General features: G+C 71.9%; 15 protein-coding genes. 5 read left to right on the plus strand and 10 right to left on the minus strand.

The window, feature by feature from the left end:
- The first annotated feature begins 37 nt into the window (after positions 1 to 37).
- A complete protein-coding gene (locus ACWEFJ_RS36950) occupies positions 38 to 2,917 on the plus strand; it encodes a vitamin B12-dependent ribonucleotide reductase (protein ID WP_449716619.1) in 2,880 nt (959 codons plus the stop codon).
- 270 nt (positions 2,918 to 3,187) lie between these two features.
- Here the strand turns inward: ACWEFJ_RS36950 and ACWEFJ_RS36955 are convergent, their stop codons facing one another.
- The 4 genes from ACWEFJ_RS36955 to ACWEFJ_RS36970 all read right to left on the minus strand — a co-directional run bounded on the left by ACWEFJ_RS36955 (position 3,188) and on the right by ACWEFJ_RS36970 (position 6,998).
- Positions 3,188 to 3,940 carry a succinate dehydrogenase/fumarate reductase iron-sulfur subunit gene (locus ACWEFJ_RS36955; RefSeq protein ID WP_378090732.1) on the minus strand — a complete coding sequence of 251 codons (753 nt, stop codon included), beginning with the start codon at positions 3,938 to 3,940 and terminating at the stop codon, positions 3,188 to 3,190.
- A gap of 1 nt (position 3,941) precedes the next feature.
- Positions 3,942 to 5,813, minus strand: coding sequence for a fumarate reductase/succinate dehydrogenase flavoprotein subunit (locus ACWEFJ_RS36960; RefSeq protein WP_449716620.1), 1,872 nt, complete (start codon positions 5,811 to 5,813; stop codon positions 3,942 to 3,944).
- Positions 5,814 to 5,822: 9 nt separating this feature from the next.
- Positions 5,823 to 6,584 (minus strand): hypothetical protein, encoded by a 762-nt coding sequence (locus ACWEFJ_RS36965; protein WP_378090730.1) that lies wholly within the window; start codon positions 6,582 to 6,584, stop codon positions 5,823 to 5,825.
- Between the two features lie 117 nt (positions 6,585 to 6,701).
- On the minus strand, positions 6,702 to 6,998 hold the full coding sequence (locus ACWEFJ_RS36970) for a hypothetical protein (protein WP_378090729.1): 297 nt from the start codon (positions 6,996 to 6,998) through the stop codon (positions 6,702 to 6,704).
- 226 nt (positions 6,999 to 7,224) lie between these two features.
- Here ACWEFJ_RS36970 and edd point away from each other — a divergent pair, with 226 nt between their 5' ends.
- The 3 genes from edd (at position 7,225) to ACWEFJ_RS36985 (ending at position 10,583) form a co-directional block, all read left to right on the plus strand.
- Positions 7,225 to 9,090: a phosphogluconate dehydratase gene (gene edd, locus ACWEFJ_RS36975; protein ID WP_449716621.1), complete on the plus strand. Its 1,866-nt coding sequence runs from the start codon at positions 7,225 to 7,227 to the stop codon at positions 9,088 to 9,090.
- Entirely contained in the window at positions 9,087 to 9,725 is a 639-nt protein-coding gene (eda, locus tag ACWEFJ_RS36980) for a bifunctional 4-hydroxy-2-oxoglutarate aldolase/2-dehydro-3-deoxy-phosphogluconate aldolase (protein WP_449716622.1), read from the plus strand. The genes edd and eda overlap by 4 nt, the downstream gene beginning before the upstream one ends.
- Positions 9,726 to 9,893: 168 nt before the next feature.
- The gene (locus ACWEFJ_RS36985; protein WP_449716623.1) at positions 9,894 to 10,583 is read left to right on the plus strand and encodes a YqeB family protein; all 690 of its coding nucleotides are present in this window, start codon (positions 9,894 to 9,896) and stop codon (positions 10,581 to 10,583) included.
- Between the two features lie 269 nt (positions 10,584 to 10,852).
- Here ACWEFJ_RS36985 and ACWEFJ_RS36990 read toward each other — a convergent pair whose 3' ends face one another.
- The 3 genes from ACWEFJ_RS36990 to ACWEFJ_RS37000 all read right to left on the minus strand — a co-directional run bounded on the left by ACWEFJ_RS36990 (position 10,853) and on the right by ACWEFJ_RS37000 (position 12,853).
- The gene (locus tag ACWEFJ_RS36990; protein ID WP_449716624.1) at positions 10,853 to 11,437 is read right to left on the minus strand and encodes a regulatory protein RecX; all 585 of its coding nucleotides are present in this window, start codon (positions 11,435 to 11,437) and stop codon (positions 10,853 to 10,855) included.
- Positions 11,438 to 11,443: 6 nt separating this feature from the next.
- Positions 11,444 to 12,487, minus strand: coding sequence for a recombinase RecA (gene recA, locus ACWEFJ_RS36995; protein WP_378090724.1), 1,044 nt, complete (start codon positions 12,485 to 12,487; stop codon positions 11,444 to 11,446).
- 171 nt (positions 12,488 to 12,658) lie between these two features.
- Complete coding sequence (locus ACWEFJ_RS37000; protein WP_378090723.1) at positions 12,659 to 12,853, minus strand: DUF3046 domain-containing protein; 195 nt, start codon at positions 12,851 to 12,853, stop codon at positions 12,659 to 12,661.
- A 163-nt stretch (positions 12,854 to 13,016) separates the two neighbouring features.
- On the opposite strand from ACWEFJ_RS37000, the gene ACWEFJ_RS37005 reads away from it, so the two are divergent.
- A complete protein-coding gene (locus ACWEFJ_RS37005; RefSeq protein WP_378090722.1) occupies positions 13,017 to 13,145 on the plus strand; it encodes a hypothetical protein in 129 nt (42 codons plus the stop codon).
- On the opposite strand, the gene ACWEFJ_RS37010 is transcribed toward ACWEFJ_RS37005, so the two are convergent.
- The 3 genes from ACWEFJ_RS37010 to ACWEFJ_RS37020 form a co-directional block, all read right to left on the minus strand.
- On the minus strand, positions 13,146 to 14,369 hold the full coding sequence (locus ACWEFJ_RS37010; RefSeq protein ID WP_378090721.1) for an MFS transporter: 1,224 nt from the start codon (positions 14,367 to 14,369) through the stop codon (positions 13,146 to 13,148).
- Between the two features lie 55 nt (positions 14,370 to 14,424).
- Complete coding sequence (locus ACWEFJ_RS37015; RefSeq protein WP_449716625.1) at positions 14,425 to 16,281, minus strand: Hsp70 family protein; 1,857 nt, start codon at positions 16,279 to 16,281, stop codon at positions 14,425 to 14,427.
- Positions 16,262 to 16,585: hypothetical protein (locus tag ACWEFJ_RS37020; protein WP_449716626.1), on the minus strand; the 324-nt coding region annotated here is incomplete at its 5' end. The genes ACWEFJ_RS37020 and ACWEFJ_RS37015, both read right to left, overlap by 20 nt.

Genomic DNA, 16,585 nt, shown 5'->3' on the forward strand with positions numbered 1-16,585 from the left:
ATTTCCATGACGAGCAGCAAGACGAGAGGGACCCGGGATGACGGAGACCGTCGGTGGCTCCAGCAAGAAGACGGCCACCCGCAACGGCGCGGGGGACAAGAACGCCAAGCTGAAGGTGGAGCGCGTCTACACCACCGCCGGCAGGCACCCCTATGACGAGGTCACCTGGGAGCACCGTGACGTCGTGATGACGAACTGGCGCGACGGCTCGGTGAACTTCGAGCAGCGCGGCGTCGAGTTCCCCGACTTCTGGTCGGTCAACGCCACCAACATCGTCACGAGCAAGTACTTCCGCGGCGCGGTGGGCACGCCGCAGCGCGAGCACAGCCTGCGCCAGCTCATCGACCGCGTGGTGAAGACCTACGTCGAGGCGGGCGTCAAGCACGGCTACTTCGCCACCGACGCCGACGCCGAGATCTACGAGCACGAGCTGACCTGGATGCTGCTGCACCAGGTGTTCAGCTTCAACTCGCCGGTGTGGTTCAACGTGGGCACCAGCTCGCCGCAGCAGGTCAGCGCCTGCTTCATCCTGTCGGTGGACGACACGATGGAGTCGATCCTGAACTGGTACCGCGAGGAGGGCCTGATCTTCAAGGGCGGCTCCGGCGCGGGCCTGAACCTGTCCCGCATCCGCTCGTCCAAGGAGCTGCTGTCCTCGGGCGGCACGGCGTCCGGCCCGGTGTCGTTCATGCGCGGCGCGGACGCGTCGGCGGGCACCATCAAGTCCGGCGGCGCGACCCGCCGCGCGGCCAAGATGGTCGTGCTGGACGTGGACCACCCGGACGTCGAGGAGTTCATCCAGACCAAGGCGCGGGAAGAGGACAAGGTCCGCGCGCTGCGCGACGCCGGGTTCGACATGGACCTGGGCGGCAAGGACATCGTGTCCGTGCAGTACCAGAACGCGAACAACTCCGTCCGCGTGTCGGACGAGTTCATGCACGCCTACGAGAACGGCGGGCAGTTCGGCCTGCGCGCCCGCCAGACCGGCGAGGTCATCGAGCACGTCGACGCGAGGGACCTGTTCCGCAAGCTGGCGCAGGCGGCGTGGGAGTGCGCCGACCCCGGCATCCAGTACGACGGCACGATCAACGACTGGCACACCACGCCGGAGTCGGGCCGGATCACCGCCTCGAACCCGTGCTCGGAGTACATGCACCTGGACAACTCCAGCTGCAACCTGGCGTCGTTGAACCTGATGAAGTTCCTGTCCGACGACGGCACGTTCAACGCGGAGCTGTTCGCCAAGTCGGTCGAGCTGATCATCACCGCGATGGACATCTCGATCTGCTTCGCGGACTTCCCGACCCCCTCGATCGGCGAGACGACCCGCGCGTTCCGCCAGCTCGGCATCGGCTACGCGAACCTGGGCGCGCTGCTCATGGCGACCGGTCACGCGTACGACTCCGAGGGTGGCCGCGCGCTGGCCGCCTCGATCACGTCCCTGATGCAGGCCGTGGCGTACAAGCGGTCCGCGGAGCTGGCGGGGATCGTCGGCCCGTACGACGGCTACGCCCGCAACGCCGAGGCGCACCAGCGGGTCATCCGCAAGCACGCGGCGGCCAACGACATGCTGCGCACGTACCACGCGAACGACGCGGCGGTGCAGAAGGTCGCGACCAGGGCGTGGCAGGAGTGCCAGAAGATCGGCGCCCGCAACGGCTGGCGCAACGCGCAGGCCAGCGTGCTCGCGCCCACCGGCACCATCGGCCTGATGATGGACTGCGACACGACCGGCATCGAGCCGGACCTGGCGCTGGTGAAGTTCAAGAAGCTGGTCGGCGGCGGCTCGATGCAGATCGTCAACCAGACCGTGCCGCGGGCGCTGAAGGCCCTGGGCTACCAGCAGGAGCAGATCGAGGCGATCGTCGAGTTCATCGGCGAGCACGGCCACGTGGTGGACGCGCCGGGCCTCAAGCCGGAGCACTACGAGGTGTTCGACTGCGCCATGGGCGAGCGCTCCATCGCGCCGATGGGCCACGTGCGGATGATGGCGGCGGTGCAGCCGTTCATCTCGGGCGCGATCTCCAAGACGGTGAACATGCCGGAGACGGCGACCGTCGAGGACGTCGAGGAGATCTACTACCAGGGCTGGAAGCTGGGCCTGAAGGCGCTGGCCATCTACCGCGACAACTGCAAGGTCGGCCAGCCGCTGTCGGCGGGCAAGTCGGCCAAGGCGTCGGCGGCGGCCGAGACCACGACCGAGACCGTCGTGGAGTACCGGCCGGTGCGCAAGCGGCTGCCGAAGAAGCGCCCGTCGCAGACGGTGTCGTTCACGGTCGGCGGCGCGGAGGGCTACCTGCACGCCGGCTCGTACCCGGACGACGGCCTGGGCGAGATCTTCGTCAAGCTCGGCAAGCAGGGTTCGACGCTGGCCGGCGTGATGGACGCGTTCTCCATGTCGATCTCCGTGGGCCTGCAGTACGGCATCCCGCTGGAGTTCTACGTCTCGAAGTTCCAGAACCTGCGCTTCGAGCCGGCGGGCATGACCGACGACCCGGACGTGCGGATCGCGACCAGCGTGCTGGACTACCTGTTCCGCCGGCTGGCGCTCGACTACCTGCCGTTCGAGAAGCGGGCGCAGCTCGGCATCTTCACCGCCGACGAGCGCACCGCGCAGGTGAACAACGACTACGGCAGCGGCTCGGACGTGGACCTGGAGGGCCTGCGCACCTCGGTCGACGCCGCGCCGAAGTCGACGTCGTCCACCCCGGCCCCGGGCTCGGCCTCCGCCCCGGCGCCGGCCGAGAAGAAGTCCAAGCCGCAGGACATCCGGGTGGGCAGCTCCACGGAACTGCTCGAACTGCACCTGGGCACGACCGCCGACGCGCCGCTGTGCATGACGTGCGGCACGAAGATGCGCCCGGCCGGCTCGTGCTACCTGTGCGAGGGCTGCGGCTCCACCTCGGGTTGCAGCTGACCGCCCGCCGTGCGGTGACGCACGGCTGACCGCTCGACCGCGCAAGGGGGCCGGGACCGACGCGTCCCGGCCCCTTCGCGTCGGCGGTGCACGGGAGTGCGAACGTGCCCCGGCGGCCGTCATCTCTCCGTCCCGGCGCGTGGTCCACGCCCACGATGTCGCGGTGACGAGGGCGGGCGGGACGTTGTAGGGATCGGCCTACCTCCGCCAGACCCGCGCCGAGCCGGCCCCGCGCCGCGCCACCGGGGTGCGACGCGGCGGGGGGGCAGGTCAGGACTTGTTGCGGAACAGCTTGTTGCCCAGCCAGACGATCGGGTCGTAACGCCGGTCCGCCACGCGTTCCTTCATCGGGATCAGCGCGTTGTCGGTGATCTTGATGTGCTCGGGGCACACCTCGGTGCAGCACTTGGTGATGTTGCACAGCCCCAGGCCGTGCGTCGACTGCGCCTCCCGCACCCGGTCCGCCTCGTCGAGCGGGTGCATCTCCAGCTCCGCCACCCGCATCAGGAACCGCGGCCCGGCGAACGACTCCTTGTTCTCCTCGTGGTCGCGGATGACGTGGCAGGTGTTGTTGCACAGGAAGCACTCGATGCACTTGCGGAACTCCTGCGAGCGCTCCACGTCGACCTGCTGCATCCGGTACTCCCCCGGCGCGACGCCCGCCGGCGGCTTGAAGGCGGGGATCTCCCGCGCCTTGCGGTAGTTGTACGAGACGTCGGTGACGAGGTCGCGGATCACCGGGAACGTGCGCATCGGCGTCACGGTCACCGTCTCGTCCTCCGCGAACACCGACATCCGCGTCATGCACAGCAGCCTCGGCTTGCCGTTGATCTCCGCCGAGCACGACCCGCACTTGCCCGCCTTGCAGTTCCACCGCACGGCGAGGTCCGGCGTCTGGGTCGCCTGGAGCCGGTGGATCACGTCGAGCACGACCTCGCCCTCGTTGACCTCGACGGTGAAGTCCTCCAGCCCGCCGCCCTCGTCGGAGCCGCGCCACACCCGGAAGTGCCCCTGGTACCCCATGTCAGCCCTCCAGCTCGTCGGCGGTCAGGTACTTCTGCAACTCGCTCTGCTCGAACAGCGCCAGCAGGTCCGGCCGGATCGGCACCTGCGGCTCCTCCACCACCTCGACCGACGAGCCGGACAGCGTGCAGACCAGCAGCTTGCGCCGCCAATCGGCGTCCATGCCCGGGTAGTCGTCGCGCGTGTGGCCGCCGCGGCTCTCGGTGCGCAGCGACGCGGCCCGCGCCACGCACTCGCTGACCAGCAGCATGTTGCGCAGGTCGAGCGCGAGGTGCCAGCCGGGGTTGAACTGCCGGTGCCCCTCGACCACCACGGTCGCGGCCCGCTGCTTCAGCTCCTCCAGCCGCTCGATCGCCTGCGCCATCTCGTCGGCCCGGCGGATGATGCCGACCAGGTCGTTCATCGACTGCTGCAACTCCATATGCAGCGTGTACGGGTTCTCGCCGCCGTCGCCGGAGAACGGCGCGAGGGCGGTCCGCTCGGCCTCGGCCACGGCCTCGTCCGTGCACACCGGCCGGGAGTCGAGGCCGGACACGTAGTCCGACGCGCCCGCGCCCGCCCGGCGGCCGAACACCAGCAGGTCGGACAGCGAGTTGCCGCCCAGCCGGTTGGAGCCGTGCATCCCGCCGGACACCTCGCCCGCCGCGAACAGCCCCGGCACCGACGACGCGCCCGTGTCGGGGTCCACCTGCACGCCGCCCATGACGTAGTGGCAGGTCGGCCCGACCTCCATCGGCTGCGCCGTGATGTCGACGTCGGCCAGCTCCTTGAACTGGTGGTGCATCGACGGCAGCCGCCGCATGATCTCCTCGGCGGGCAGCCGGGTGGACACGTCCAGGAACACGCCGCCGTGCTCGGAGCCGCGGCCCGCCTTCACCTCGGAGTTGATCGCGCGGGCCACCTCGTCGCGCGGCAGCAGCTCCGGTGGCCGGCGGTTGTTGCCGGGGTCGGTGTACCAGCGGTCGGCCTCGGCCTCGTTGTCGGCGTACTTGTCCTTGAACACCTCGGGGATGTAGTCGAACATGAACCGCTTGCCGTCGGAGTTGCGCAGCACGCCGCCGTCGCCGCGGACCGACTCGGTGACCAGGATCCCCTTCACCGACGGTGGCCAGACCATGCCGGTCGGGTGGAACTGGATGAACTCCATGTTGATCAGGGACGCGCCCGCGCGCAGGGCCAGCGCGTGGCCGTCGCCGGTGTACTCCCACGAGTTCGACGTGACCTTGAACGACTTGCCGATGCCGCCGGTGGCGAGCACCACCGCGGGCGCCTCGAACAGCACGAACCGGCCCGACTCGCGCCAGTAGCCGAACGCGCCCGCGATCCTGCCGCCGTCGAGGACCAGGTCGGTGACGGTGAACTCGGCGAACACCTTGAGCCGCGACTCGTAGTCGCCGGTCTCGGCGTGGTCGTCCTGCTGGAGCGACACCACCTTCTGCTGGAGGCTGCGGATCAGCTCCAGCCCCGTGCGGTCGCCCACGTGCGCCAACCGGGGGTACTCGTGCCCGCCGAAGTTGCGCTGGCTGATCCGACCGTCCTTGGTGCGGTCGAACAACGCCCCGTAGGTCTCCAGCTCCCACACCCGGTCGGGCGCCTCCTTGGCGTGCAGCTCGGCCATCCGCCAGTTGTTGAGGAACTTCCCGCCCCGCATGGTGTCCCGGAAGTGCACCTGCCAGTTGTCGTTCGAGTTGACGTTCCCCATGGCCGCCGCGATGCCGCCCTCGGCCATCACCGTGTGCGCCTTGCCGAACAACGACTTGCACAGCACCGCCGTGCGCATCCCGTGTTCCCTGGCCTCGATCGCGGCGCGCAACCCCGCACCGCCGGCACCGATCACGAGCACGTCGAACGAATGCCGTTCCAGCTCGGGCAAAACCACTCCTCAGTTGACGAATCGGAGGTCGGAGATCGTCCCGGAGGCGACCAGCGCGACGTAGAGGTCCGTGACGCAGACGAAGATGAGCGAGGCCCACGCGAGCTGCATGTGCCGGGCGTTGAGCTTGGAGATCTGCGTCCACGCCCAGTACCGGACCGGGTGCTTGGAGAAGTGCTTCAACCGCCCGCCCGCGATGTGGCGGCACGAGTGGCAGGACAGCGTGTACGCCGCCAGCAGCGACACGTTCACCAGCAGCACGATGTTGCCCAGGCCGATGCCGGTGCTGAACGCGAAGAACGCGTCGTAGATGTTGACCAGCAGCAGGAGCGACGCGGCGTAGAAGAAGTAGCGGTGCAGGTTCTGCGCGACCAGCGGGAAGCGGGTCTCGCCGGTGTACTTGCCGTGCGGCTCGGCCACCGCGCACGCGGGCGGGGACATCCACGCCGCCCGGTAGTACGCCTTGCGGTAGTAGTAGCAGGTCACGCGGAACCCGAGCAGGAACGGGATGATGATCACCGGCGGGGTGAGGAACCCCGGCAGCTCCGGCAGCAGGCGGCCGAAGTGCGCCGCGTTCGGCAGGCACTCCTCGGTCAGGCACGGCGAGTACATGGGCGTCAGGTACCGGTACTCGTCGACCCAGTAGTAGTCGCCCATGAAGGTCCGCACGGCCGCGTAGATCGAAATCAGGAGCAGGCCCGCGAACGTCGCCAGCGGCGGCAGCCACCACCGGTCCGTGCGCAACGTGCGCTGGGCGATCTGCGCCCTCATACCTCACCTCGTTCCACGTCGTTGTGGTGCGGGACACAATGTGGTTTGGAACACACAACCGGGCCTGAAACGGGAGCGGCCCCCGCGTTCGCACGCGGGGGCCGTCTCCGGGTCGGGTCAGGTTCGGTGGCTGCGGTAGCCGCCGAGCCCTTCGTCGTCGGCGTCGTGCCACAGCCCGGGGTCGTACGGCGTGTCGGGCACGACGACGACCTCGCGTTCGACCCGGGGCGCTTCGCGCTGACGGGGCGTGCGGTCCAGGTCCAGCAGCTCGGTCGCGTCGATGTCCAGGCGTTCGACGTCGTTGGCCAGCCTCTGCACCGCGGCCACGTCGCCGTACCGCGCGCGCAGCCCACCCACGCAGTGGCGGAGTTGGCCCAGTGCCCGGCGCAGCTCCACGATCTCGGAGGACGTCATGGTCAGCACCTCCCTCGGGTCGGTCCGTGTGCCGACTCTGCCAAGTGGAAGCCGCTGTGACAAGAACCACAAGTGGTCGAGTCGCGTCTCAGGATCTGAATCGTTTTTGTCACGATCATGTGTCGTGACATAGTGTGCTTGCTGTCACGTCCGTCCGTGCGACGCCAGCGCTGTCGTCCCACCGGGCCCACCACGGCCCGTGATCATCACCGGGAGACAGCGAACCATGAGCGTGCATCCCGTCGTCGCCGAAGTGACGGCTCGCATCGCCGCCCGCAGCGCCGCCGGTCGGGCCGCCTACCTGGAACGAGTCGCCCAGGCCCACCGCGAGGGGCCCGCCCGCCGCGACCTGGCGTGCAGCAACCTGGCGCACGGCTTCGCCGGGATCACGGGCGGTGACAAGGACCTCCTCCGGGCACTGCGCCGCCCGAACGTGGCGATCGTGTCCGCCTACAACGACATGCTGTCGGCCCACCAGCCCATGCACGAGTACCCGGCGTGGATCAAGGAGGCGGCGCGGGCCGTCGGCGGCGTGGCGCAGTTCGCGGGCGGCGTGCCGGCGATGTGCGACGGCATCACCCAGGGCCGCGCGGGCATGGAGCTGTCGCTGTTCAGCCGGGAGGTCATCGCCATGGCCACCGGCGTCGCGCTGGCGCACGAGATGTTCGACGCGGCGCTGCTGCTCGGCGTGTGCGACAAGATCGTCCCCGGCCTGCTGATCGGCGCGCTGGCGTTCGGCCACCTGCCCGCGATCCTGGTGCCCGCGGGCCCGATGCACTCCGGGCTGCCGAACTCGGAGAAGGCGCGGGTGCGGCAGCTGTTCGCGGAGAACAAGGCGACCCGCGAGGACCTGCTGGAGGCCGAGGCTCAGTCCTACCACAGCCCCGGGACCTGCACGTTCTACGGCACGGCCAACTCGAACCAGCTCGTGGTCGAGGTCATGGGCCTGCACCTGCCGGGCGCGAGCTTCGTGCCGCCGGGCACCAAGCTGCGCAAGGCGCTGACCGAGGAGGCCGCGCGGCGGGCGGTGGAGATCAGCCGCGGCGGGGAGTACACGCCGGTCGGGCACGTGGTGGACGTGAAGTCCGTGGTCAACGGCGTGATCGCGCTGCTGGCCACCGGCGGCTCGACCAACCACACCATGCACCTGGTCGCCATCGCGTCGGCCGCCGGCATCGAGCTGGGCTGGGACGACTTCGCCGAGCTGTCGTCGGTGGTGCCGCTGCTGGCCCGCGTCTACCCGAACGGCTCGGCCGACATCAACCACTTCCAGGCCGCGGGCGGCGTGTCGTTCCTGGTCTCGACGCTGCTGGACGCGGGCCTGCTGCACGCCGACGTGAAGACCGTGGCGGGCGACGGGCTCGACCGCTACCGGCAGGAGCCGGTGCTGGTCGAGGGCGTGCTGCAGTGGCGGCCGGGCCCGCCGCACTCGCTGGACACCGACGTGCTGCGGCCCGCGTCCGACCCGTTCGCGCCCGACGGCGGCCTGCGCATGCTGTCGGGCAACCTGGGCCGCGCGGTGATCAAGGTGTCGGCGGTCAAGCCGGAGAACCGGGTGGTCGAGGCCCCCGCGCGGGTGTTCACCTCGCAGGAGGCGTTCAGCGCCGCGTTCCGGGCGGGCGAGCTGGAGCGGGACGTGGTCGTGGTGGTGCGGCAGCAGGGTCCCCAGGCCAACGGCATGCCCGAGCTGCACAAGCTCACGCCCGCGCTGGGCGTGCTCATGGACCGGGGCTTCAAGGTCGCCCTGGTCACCGACGGCCGGATGTCCGGCGCGTCGGGCAAGATCCCGGCCGCGATCCAGGTCACGCCGGAGGCGGCGGTGGGCGGCCCGCTGGCCCGCGTGCGCGACGGCGACGTGCTGCGGCTGGACGCCGAGACCGGCACGCTGGAGGTGTTCGTCGACCCGGCGGAGCTGGCGGCGCGCGATCTGGTGGACTTCCCGCCGGACGCGCAGGCGTGGACCGGCACGGGCCGGGAGCTGTTCGCCGCGCTGCGCCGGGCGGTCGGGCCCGCCGACCGGGGCGCGAGCGTGTTCGGACCGATCGCGGCCTCGCACTTCGAAGGCCAGTTCAACCAGGAGGTGTCCCGGTGACCACGACCCCGGCCCATGCGACGGCGGCGGACCTGTTGGCGCTGTCGCCCGTCATCCCGGTCGTCGTCGTGGACGACGCCGAGCACGCCGTGCCGCTGGCGGAGGCGTTGCTGCGCGGCGGTGTGCGGGTGATCGAGCTGACCCTGCGCACGCCGGCCGCGCTGGCCGCGATCGAGCGGGTGGCGGCGGAGGTGCCGGGCATCGTGATCGGCGCGGGCACCGTGACCGCGCCGGAGCACGCCGAGCAGGCCGCCAAGGCCGGTGCGGCGTTCCTCGTCACGCCGGGGTCGACCGACCGGGTGCTGAACGCGGCCGAGGACACGGGCCTGCCGTTCCTGCCCGGCGCGGCGACCGTGTCGGAGGCCATGCGGCTGGCCGAGCGCGGGCTGACCTCGTTGAAGTTCTTCCCGGCCGAGGCCGCGGGCGGGGTGGACTACCTCAAGTCCATCGGCGGGCCGCTGCCCGGCCTGCGGTTCTGCCCGACCGGCGGCATCACCCCGGCGACCGCGCCCCACTACCTGGCGCTGCCCAACGTGGGGTGCGTGGGCGGGTCGTGGCTCGCGCCCAAGGACGCGCTGGCCTCGGGCGACTGGGGTCGGATCGAGGAGCTGGCACGGGCCGCCTCGGCGCTCTGACCCTGCCCCTGCTCCCTTAGGGCGCACAGCTCCATCCACGACACCGCACCTCTCCGGGGTGCACACCGCCGCCCTCTTCCGCGTCCCTCCGGGTGCGCACGCCCCTATCCACGCCCCTCGGGCGCGCGGCGATAGGTTGGGTGCTCACTTCTGGGGAGGTAGTGGGGGATGGACGCGCGACGAACCACGGTGGTCGCCGAGCCGCGCGGGCAGGTCGCCCTGGTGTCCGTGGGGTTCCCGGTGCTGGGTGCGCTCGCGGTGTGGGGTCTGAAGTCGATCGCCGGGTGGGTGGCCGACCTGCGGTGGGCTCCGATGCAGGGGCCGTTCCGGCTGGTGGCGTCGATCCCCGAGCCGTGGGCGACGATCGGTTCGGTGGCCGTGGGCGCGGTGCTCGGGCTCGTGGTGGCCGGGGTGGCCGCGCACGAGCGGCTGGTGGTCGAGGTGTTCAACGAAGGGGTCGAGCTGCTGCGGGGCGGCAGGCACCGCAGCTTCGACCGGACGCTGGTGTCCGGGGTGTTCCTGGACGGCAAGAAGCTCGTGCTGCTCGGCGTGGACACCGGCGAGCTGGCGCGGGAGACGCACGACCTCAAGCCGGAGGAGCTGGCCGAGGCGTTCCAGACGCACGGCTACCAGTGGCTGGACGCGGACCCGTACCGGGAGGACTACCGGCGCTGGGTCGACGGAACGCCCGACCTCCCGCCCGGGGCGAACGCCGTGCTGAAGGTGCGGGCGGAGGCGTTGCGCAAGGGCGACCAGGGCGACGCGGACGAGCTGCGGGAGGAGCTGGCCCGCCTCGGGGTCGTGGTGCGGGAGGAGAAGAAGCGCCAGTACTGGCGGCTGACCCGCCCGCTGCCCTGAGGGGCGCTTGGGCACTCACCGCGCCACTCCGGCCGAGTTCGACCGCGCCACTTCCAGCCAAGCTCCCCTTCGCGGCTCCGGCCGAGCCCTCGCCGCGCGACTCCGGGCGAGAGCCACCGGGGCGGCGGGATCCCCTGCCGAACCGGCTCCTCGCGCGTCACCCGGCAGCGCTCCCCGGCGCGCGGGGCACCGTGCCGCCTGGCCGGCGCAGCGGCCCGGGTCAGTCCCCGGCCCAGGTCGATCGCAGCCCAGGTCAGCAGCGGCCGGGGTCAGTCCTGGGCCAGGTCGTCCAGGGCGTCGGCGGCCTCGCCCGCGTGGCGCAGTTCGTCGCGCACCACCCGGTAGGCCAGGCCCTCCGAGTAGCCCTTGCGGGCGAGGGCGGCCACCAGGCGGCGGATCCTGGTGGTGTCGTCCAGGCCCGCCATGGTGCGCAGCTTCTTGCGCACCAGGTCACGGGCCCGCAGTTCCTCGGCCTCGTCGTCCACGGCCGCGACGGCCTCGGCCGCCACCTCCTCCGCCACACCCTTGCGGCGCAGTTCCTGGGCCAGCGCACGGCGGCCCAGGCCCTGGTAGGTGTGCCGCGAACGGACCCAGACCTCGGCGAACGCGGCGTCGTCGATCAGGCCCGCCCGGTCGAACTTGGCCAGCACCAGCTCGGCCGTCTGCTCGCCGATGCCCTTGCGGAGCAGGGCGTCCTTCAGCTCCACCCGCGTCCGGGCCCGCGCGGTGAGCAGCGCGTAGCAGATGTCGGTCGCCCGGCGCTGCTCCTTCGCCGGGTCGACCGGGCGCGGATCGGTGTCGTCGGCCGAAGGGTCGCGGGACGCCCCGCGACCACGGCCACCTCGTCCTGCCACGCCCGCTTAGAACTCGACCGGCGCCGGCGCGGTCTCGTCGGCGTCGAGGGTGGCGCCGATGCCCAGCTTGTCCTTGATCCGCTTCTCGATCTCGTTGGCCACGTCCGGGTTCTCGCGCAGGAACTTCCGCGCGTTCTCCTTGCCCTGGCCGAGCTGGTCGCCCTCGTAGGTGTACCAGGCGCCCGACTTGCGCAGGATGCCCTGGTCGACGCCCATGTCGATGAGCGAGCCCTCCCGGCTGATGCCCACGCCGTAGAGGATGTCGAACTCGGCCTGCTTGAACGGCGGGGCCACCTTGTTCTTCACGACCTTGACCCGGGTGCGGTTGCCGACCGGCTCGCCGCCGTCCTTCAGGGTCTCGATGCGCCGCACGTCCAGCCGCACCGACGCGTAGAACTTCAGCGCCTTGCCACCGGTCGTGGTCTCGGGCGAGCCGAACATCACGCCGATCTTCTCGCGCAGCTGGTTGATGAAGATCGCGGTCGTGTTGGACGCGCTGAGCGCACCGGTGATCTTGCGCAGCGCCTGGCTCATCAGGCGGGCCTGCAGACCCACGTGGTTGTCGCCCATCTCGCCCTCGATCTCGGCGCGGGGCACCAGGGCCGCCACCGAGTCGATGACCAGGATGTCGAGCGCGCCGGAGCGGACCAGCATGTCCGCGATCTCCAGCGCCTGCTCGCCCGTGTCGGGCTGCGAGACCAGCAGCGCGTCGGTGTCGACGCCCAGCTTGCGCGCGTAGTCCGGGTCGAGCGCGTGCTCGGCGTCGATGAACGCCGCGATGCCGCCGTTGCGCTGGGCGTTGGCCACGGAGTGCAGCGCCACCGTGGTCTTACCGGAGGACTCCGGGCCGTAGATCTCGATCACGCGGCCGCGGGGCAGGCCGCCGATGCCGAGCGCGACGTCGAGCGCGATCGCGCCGGTGGGGATCACCTCGATCGGGGCGCGGCCCTCCTCGCCGAGCCGCATGACCGAGCCCTTGCCGAACTGCTTGTCGATCTGGGCCAGGGCCAGCTCGAGTGCCTTGTCCCGGTCGGGTGCCTGGGGTGCCATCTGGAGTCCACCTCGGAGTGTCTTGGGGTCGCGGTGCGATGTCGGGGCCGACGTTACGGGTGGGGTCCGACATTTTTCGGCGGGGACCAGGTCACCCGCGGGGTGTTGTCACCCGGTCGTGTGCGGCAGTGTAGCCGAACAGGTGTTCGACCACCCGGCCGACACGCCCCGTCACCGGCGCTGTTCCGGCACGTCGAACGCGTCGCAGACGGCCAACCAGATCTCCTTGGTCGGCAGCCCCGCCTCCAACGCCTGGTCGGGCGTCCGGCCGCCGAGGGCGGACAGCACGTGGTCCCTGGCCACCATCTCGGCCCTGACCTGGCCGAACTCCTCCGCCATCCGCTTGCGGAACATCGTGATGCGCATCGGGTCCAGGCTAGCGCGCCGCCCGCCGGGCCGAACTGCCGACGTGGTCGTCGAACCGGCGATCCCTGACGCACCGCCGCTGCCCCGGGGTCCCGTTCGGCGCACGGCGGGCGGGACGGTCCGGGCGCGGGAGTTCGCCGCGGCGGCGCGCTAACCTCGAACCGTGCTGCTGTTGTTGCAGGAAGACCCCACGGGCATGTCGTCGCCGATCGCCACGGTCGCGATCATCGCCGGGCTCGTCGCGGCGATCGTCGTGGGCCTGCGCGCGCTCTGGCACCACCGCAAGCGCTGATCACCGCGCCCGCTGCAACGACGCGAACAGGCACGTCACCAGCAGCGGCAGCGCGGTGAACCCGACGACCAGGCCCAGCGCGGCGTAGGACCAGGTGGTCACCACCACGCCCGCCGCGACGCCGCCGAGCGCGCCGCCGACGTTCATGCACAGGTCGGACAGGCCCTGCGCGGCCGGCCGGTCCGCCACCCCCACCGACTCGGTGAGCAGCGCCGACCCCGCCACCACGCCCGCGGACCAGCCGAACGCGAGCAGCGCGAGCCCGGCGGCCAGCTGCGGCGCGTCGTCCGAGGGGGCCATGCCCGCGATGCCGGACGCGGCGACCACCAGCGCCGCGCCGATCGCCAGCACCGGCACCCGGCCCAGCCGGTCGGCCATCCACCCGAACAGCGGGCTGGCCGCGTACATCGCGGCGACGTGCAGGCTGATCACCACGCCGACGACCCGCAGCGACGAGCCCGCGTGGTCCATGTGCACCGGGGTCATCGACATCAGGCCGACCATCGCGGTGTGGCACAGCGCCACGCCGCCCAGCGCGAGCTTCCCGGCCGCGGGCAGGGACCGCCACACCGCCACCGAGCGCTTGGCGCCGACGCCGCGCCCGGGAGGGGAGGCGGACCGGGCCAGCGTCAACGGGTCGGGTCGCAGGAACCGCAGCACGACGAGCGCGGCCAGGCCGAACAGCGCGGCGGACAGCAGGTACGGGCCCGCGCCCACGGGCAGCCCCAGCCGTGCGGCGGCGCGGCCCGCCGGGTCGGCCAGGTTCGGCCCGGCCACCGCGCCGATCGTCGCCGCCCACACCACCAGCGCCACCGAGCGCGCCCTGCGGTGCGGGTGGGCGAGGTCCGCGCCGGCGTACCGGGCGGCGAGGTTCGCGCTGGACGCCGCGCCGAACAGGACGAGCGCCGCCAGCAGCACCTGCCACGAGCCGAGCACCACGGCGCACGCCGCCACCGCCGCGCCCACCGCGCCCGCGCCGTAGCCGAGGACGAGCGCCGGGCGGCGTCCGCTGCGGGCCGCCAGCCGTGCCGCGGGCAGCGCGAACAGCGCCGCGCCGAGCACCGCGGCGGTCTGCGCCATGCCCCCGACCGCGTCGGAGTCGGCGAGCACGGCCGCGACGAGCGTGCTCACCGCGAGGCCGATCGTGACGCCGGCCGCGCCGAGCACCTGGGCCGCCGCCAGCACTCGCAGGACCCTGCGCTGCACCACGTCGACCCTGGTCATGATCTTGACTGTGCCAGGGGCGGCCGGCCCGGAACAGCCACCGACCGGGTTCGGGTCAGGTGCCGGGCTGGACCGCGTCCTCGAAGAAGTCCGCGACCTGGTCGGCGGTCAGCTCCTCGCCGCCGCTCTTGGTCACGATGCCGAGCAGCGGCAGGTCGTCGGCGGTGAACACGAGCAGCCCCAGCCCGCCGTCGGCGGCGGCCCGGTACTTGCCGGTGAGCCCGTTGCCCGCCCACCGCGCCTCGACCATGTCGGCCTTCAGCGACCGCACGACCGCCTCCGCGCCGTGCTGCGCGCCGACGACGGTCTCGGTGAGCACGTACTGCACCGAGTAGTCGTCCTTCACCGCGCAGCTGACGACGCTGCCCTTGATGCCGTCCACGCCGCCCACGCCCGGCGTGCCGCCCGCCTTGCACGTGCTGGTGTCCGGGACCGTGCCCGCGAGCAGGCGCAGGCACTCGGTGAAGCCCTTGTCGTCCTGCCGGGTGTCGCTCTTGCACTCCTGCGCGCTGGGCACGTCCGACCCGCCGAGCAGGAGGAACCCGCCGACCGCCGCGAGCACGAGGACCGCGGCGGCGGCCGCGGACAGCAGCACGGTCCGGTTGGGCTCCTTCCGCTTCGGCTCGGCCTGGGCGCGCGGGGTGACGGACGGGAAGTTGAACTGCTGCGGCCCGGTCTGGGGGTAGACCTGGTAGGGCCCGCTGGCGTGCGGGTTCACCTGGTACGGGCCGCTGGCGTGCGGGTTGACCTGGTAGGGGCCGCTGATCGCGGGGTTGGGCTGGTGCGGGGTCACCGGGTTCGTGACCACCGTGTCCGGCTCGCGGGGCCGGGTGGGCTCCTGGGACCGCGGCGTGATGCCGTTCTTGGGCACGTGGTGCGCGCCCAGGGCGACCGCCGTCTCGGGCTGGTCGAGGCTCGTCGGCACGATCCGCACCTTCTCGGCGATCATCGTGGCGACCAGCGGGATGCGGCTGGACCCGCCGACCAGGTAGATGCCCGCGAGCTGGTTGGGCGCCATGCCGGTGGCGCGGATCGTGGCCTCCAGCAGCTCGACGCTGCGCATCATGCTCGGCCGGACCAGCGCCTCCAGGTCGGAGCGGTTGACCAGCACGTCCTCGAACGGCTCGGGCATCGGCACCTCGGTGTGCGCGTGCCGCGACAGCGACTCCTTGGCCGCCCGGACGTCCTCCTGGAGGGTGCGGCGGGCACGGCGGTCGGCCGTGGACTCCGGGCGCAGCAGCCGCTGCCAGGCGGCCGGGTCGCGGTGCGAGACCTGGCGGCCGACGTGCTCCAGCAGCGCCTGGTCCACGTCCAGGCCGCCGAGGTCCGGCAGGCCGTCCTCGGCGAGCACGGTGAAGCCGTTCTGGGTCGCGCCGACGATGGCCACGTCGAACGTGCCCGCGCCCAGGTCGTACACGGCCAGCGCCTGGCCCACCGACAGCGACGCGTAGTGCGAGGCGGCCGCGACCGGCTCGGGGACCAGCACGACCTCGCCGGTCACGCCCGCCAGGCGGGCCGCGGACAGCAGCACGTTGCGGCGGGTCGCGCCCCACTGGGCGGGGTGGGTGAGCCGGACCTCGTCCAGCGGCTCGCCGCCCAGCTGGCGGGTGGTCTCCTCCAGCACGCGGCGCAGCACGGCGGCCAGCGCGTCGGTGACCGGGACCACGTTGTCGCCCAGGAGCAGCACGCCGTCGTCCACCCGGCGCTTGGGGTTGGGCTCGAAGCGGGCCGGGTCGAGGCGGGCGCGGCGCTCGGCGTCCCGGCCGACGACCAGCGTCCCGTCCTCCTCGCAGTAGACGGCCGACGGCATGGTGGCCGAACCGTCGACCTCCACGACCCGGGGCGGCCTGCCGTGCGCCGCGAGCACCGCGACGGTGTTGGAAGTGCCCAGGTCAACGGACAGGACGCGCACGATTACACCCCTTGAACTCGAACGGGCTGATCGTGCCACACCGGCCCACCACACGAGGTCGCCTCACGACCAACCGCTCCACACGGGCCCACCACACGAGGTCGCCTCGCGACCGATCGCTCCACACCGGCCCACCACACGAGGTCGCCTCACGACCAACCGCTACCGGCCTGAACCCCCACGCGAGGTCGCGTCGGTCGTTCGCGTCCTCATCCCCGGCGATGGCGACGCCCGCGGTGGTGCTGGTGGCGAACGCGACGATCCCGGCGAGGCCGAGGGCGACCTGGGTCCAGGCGACGACGGG

The sequence above is a fragment of the Actinosynnema sp. NPDC004786 genome, assembly GCF_053601135.1.

Bases quoted from the DNA above. Each gene is read 5' to 3' on its own strand.
- ACWEFJ_RS36950 (WP_449716619.1), top strand. From the start codon at position 38: ATGACGGAGACCGTCGGTGGCTCCAGCAAGAAGACGGCCACCCGCAAC.
- ACWEFJ_RS36955 (WP_378090732.1), bottom strand. From the start codon at position 3,940: ATGGGGTACCAGGGGCACTTCCGGGTGTGGCGCGGCTCCGACGAGGGC.
- ACWEFJ_RS36965 (WP_378090730.1), bottom strand. From the start codon at position 6,584: ATGAGGGCGCAGATCGCCCAGCGCACGTTGCGCACGGACCGGTGGTGG.
- ACWEFJ_RS36970 (WP_378090729.1), bottom strand. From the start codon at position 6,998: ATGACGTCCTCCGAGATCGTGGAGCTGCGCCGGGCACTGGGCCAACTC.
- edd (WP_449716621.1), top strand. From the start codon at position 7,225: ATGAGCGTGCATCCCGTCGTCGCCGAAGTGACGGCTCGCATCGCCGCC.
- ACWEFJ_RS36985 (WP_449716623.1), top strand. From the start codon at position 9,894: ATGGACGCGCGACGAACCACGGTGGTCGCCGAGCCGCGCGGGCAGGTC.
- recA (WP_378090724.1), bottom strand. From the start codon at position 12,487: ATGGCACCCCAGGCACCCGACCGGGACAAGGCACTCGAGCTGGCCCTG.
- ACWEFJ_RS37000 (WP_378090723.1), bottom strand. From the start codon at position 12,853: ATGCGCATCACGATGTTCCGCAAGCGGATGGCGGAGGAGTTCGGCCAG.
- ACWEFJ_RS37010 (WP_378090721.1), bottom strand. From the start codon at position 14,369: ATGACCAGGGTCGACGTGGTGCAGCGCAGGGTCCTGCGAGTGCTGGCG.